General features: G+C 60.9%; 3 protein-coding genes. 2 read left to right on the top strand and 1 reads right to left on the bottom strand.

Features of this window, described 5'->3' with window-relative positions:
* The first annotated feature begins 108 nt into the window (after positions 1–108).
* Positions 109–1,062, top strand: a complete 954-nt coding sequence (locus JJE47_03030; GenBank protein ID MBK5266383.1) for a (2Fe-2S)-binding protein — start codon at positions 109–111, stop codon at positions 1,060–1,062.
* A 56-nt stretch (positions 1,063–1,118) separates the two neighbouring features.
* Positions 1,119–1,751 carry a DUF402 domain-containing protein gene (locus JJE47_03025; GenBank protein MBK5266382.1) on the top strand — a complete coding sequence of 211 codons (633 nt, stop codon included), beginning with the start codon at positions 1,119–1,121 and terminating at the stop codon, positions 1,749–1,751.
* Between the two features lie 24 nt (positions 1,752–1,775).
* Here JJE47_03025 and JJE47_03020 read toward each other — a convergent pair.
* On the bottom strand, positions 1,776–2,099 hold a 324-nt coding region (locus JJE47_03020), incomplete at its 5' end, for an HNH endonuclease (GenBank protein MBK5266381.1).

Raw genomic sequence — 2,099 nt, 5'->3', positions numbered from 1 at the left:
TCTCCAACTCATCGACGACATCGACGTTGCCATGAAAGATGCCTCGATCTGCGGCCTCGGGCACACGGCCGCGACCGCAGTGCGTTCCCTTATCGACCTCGGACTCATATGAGCGTCACCGTCACGATCAACGGCCAGTCGGTTTCCGTGCCGGACGGTGCCACGCTTCTTGAGGCGTGTCGCTCTGAAGAGATTGACACACCGACACTCTGTTACCTGGAGAACCTCACCCCGGTCAATGCCTGCCGGGTTTGTGTGGTCGAGGTCGAAGGCAGTCGCACCCTCGTGCCAGCCTGCTCCCGGCCTGCCGAAGAGGGCATGGTCGTGCAAACCGAAACCGACCGCGTCAAGCATTCGCGCAAGATGGTCCTCGAGTTTCTCGCCTCGTCCGTTGACCTTTCGACCGCAGATTCGACCCTGTCGGGTTGGATGGAAACGTACGGCGCCGATCCGGCCCGTCATGGGGCGCCCGCTCCCCCATCCGAAGACCGTGATCACCGCCATGCCGGCCATCACACCGCCGCCAGCGGAGCAGCTACCGAGACGGTGGCCCAACCGGCCAAGATCGACAACGGGCTGTACATGCGGGACTACTCCAAATGCATCCTCTGTTACAAGTGCGTCGAGGCTTGTGGCGAGGACGCTCAGAACACATTTGCCATCGCCGTCGCCGGTCGAGGCTTTGATGCCCGTATCTCCACCGAGTTCGATGTAGGCCTTACCGACTCAGCTTGTGTCTTCTGTGGGAACTGCATCGGGGTCTGCCCGACAGGAGCGCTGATGTTCCGTTCCGAATACGAACTGCGTCAGGCCGGCGTTTGGAACGAAGACGAGCAGAACGTCACCCGGACGGTCTGTTCGTACTGTGGGGTGGGCTGCAATCTCGAACTGCACACCCAGGACAACCGCATCGTAAAAGTGACCTCACCCATGGACCATTCGGTCACCGACGGCCACCTGTGCATCAAAGGACGGTTCGGCTACGAGTACGTTCAGAATCTCGACGACGACCTAGCAACCACTCCCGTCGACATAGTCCTTAGGTCGGTGCGCGGTCGATAGGCATCCAACCATCCACCTCGGTTACCTCCCCGGCCAGCCTGCATAGAATCAGCAAGATGCATTCCCGATGGAACCATGGCGAGGTCCTGCTACGCCGGGAAGTGCTCGGGTTAGATCCGATCGAGACACGCCGGTTCAAGGCCAGCTGGCACCGGAAGGCATGGATCGAAGCACCGGTCTACGTGGTAGACGACACCGACGAGCAGCTCGTCACCTACACAGCTCCGGGGACGAGATTCACGTTCCCGCCGGGCGACTGGCCGACGCCGGATGGCCTTCACCCCTGGTATGGACGCACAAGCTGGGAAGGTCATGGCTGTTTGATGGTGCAACGACCCGGTGAGCATCACGCCGTGTGGCACTTCTGGGAGGGTCCCGATCGAGACTTCGCTTGTTGGTACATCAACCTCCAGACCGCGTTTGAACGCACGCCGAGCGGCTACGACACCCAGGATCTCGAAGTGGACATTGTGGTGTTGCCAGATTTCACCTGGTGGCTGAAAGACATGGACCTGCTGGGCCAGCGGGTCAACGAGGGGCGCTACACACCCGAGCTCGGCACCTGGATCCGGGAATTCGCCAGCGAACTGGTCCGAGAACTAGAGGTAGGTCACAATTGGTGGGACCCAGCCTGGGCGGCCTGGACCCCAGATGCCGCCTGGGATGAACCGCAAGTTCCGAACCTTTGAACCTCACTCCGTACGCCTCGCGTTTTAGGGTGGTTCGGGTTTGTTGGTGTAGGTGTGTCCGAGTCGGCTGGTCCATTGGTGGTGGCCGTTGGGGAGTTTTTGGTATGACCATCCGGCTTGGTGTTTGATGCGGTGGTCGTGGCGGCAGGTGGGGTCCATGTTGGATGTTTCGGTTGGGCCGCCGTTGGCCCAGTCGATGGTGTGGTCAAGATCGGAATGAACACTGGATACCCGGCAGCCGGTCATGACACAGTGGGGGCTGTGCGCTCGGATGACGCGCTTCTGCTGGGCGGTAGGACGTCTTCTCGTTACTCCGACACCGACCGGCTGGTTCGTGTCGGGGTCGGT

The sequence above is a fragment of the Acidimicrobiia bacterium genome, from assembly GCA_016650365.1.
Lineage (GTDB): Bacteria > Actinomycetota > Acidimicrobiia > Spongiisociales > JAENVV01 > JAENVV01.
The sequence above is the reverse complement of the archived record's forward strand: the minus strand, read 5'-3'. Positions and strand labels throughout refer to the sequence as shown.

What these genes read in the sequence shown, in the direction of transcription:
- JJE47_03030 (MBK5266383.1), top strand. Translation starts at nt 109, where the DNA reads ATGAGCGTCACCGTCACGATCAACGGCCAGTCGGTTTCCGTGCCGGAC.
- JJE47_03025 (MBK5266382.1), top strand. Translation starts at nt 1,119, where the DNA reads ATGCATTCCCGATGGAACCATGGCGAGGTCCTGCTACGCCGGGAAGTG.